Below are 251 nucleotides of genomic sequence, written 5' to 3'. Positions count from 1 at the left end.
CAGATCAGGACCGCCGCTTCCATGGCAGGTCGTCCCGGTATGGCAGTTTAGGGCCCTGAGACTTCTCTGTCTGCCCAGGGTAACATCGGTGCAGACTGTGCCGGTGGTATGAACTCCAACGACAGCCACGAAGTCTCCCAGCTGAACGAACTTAAGATCGATCTTGACGCAATCGCTGTCATTGCCCACTACAAGGGTAACAGTGACATCATCATGGATGAACAGATGCCAATTTTCGGAGGCTACGCCGG

At 54.6% G+C, this 251-nt stretch carries 1 pseudogene; it reads left to right on the top strand.

The features are described from left to right. A pseudogene (locus CI957_RS10505) lies at nt 1–251 on the top strand (monomethylamine:corrinoid methyltransferase); the annotation flags it as partial.

This window comes from Methanohalophilus sp. WG1-DM, from assembly GCF_004104135.1.
GTDB lineage: Archaea > Halobacteriota > Methanosarcinia > Methanosarcinales > Methanosarcinaceae > Methanohalophilus > Methanohalophilus euhalobius.
The sequence above is the reverse complement of the archived record's forward strand: the minus strand, read 5'-3'. Positions and strand labels throughout refer to the sequence as shown.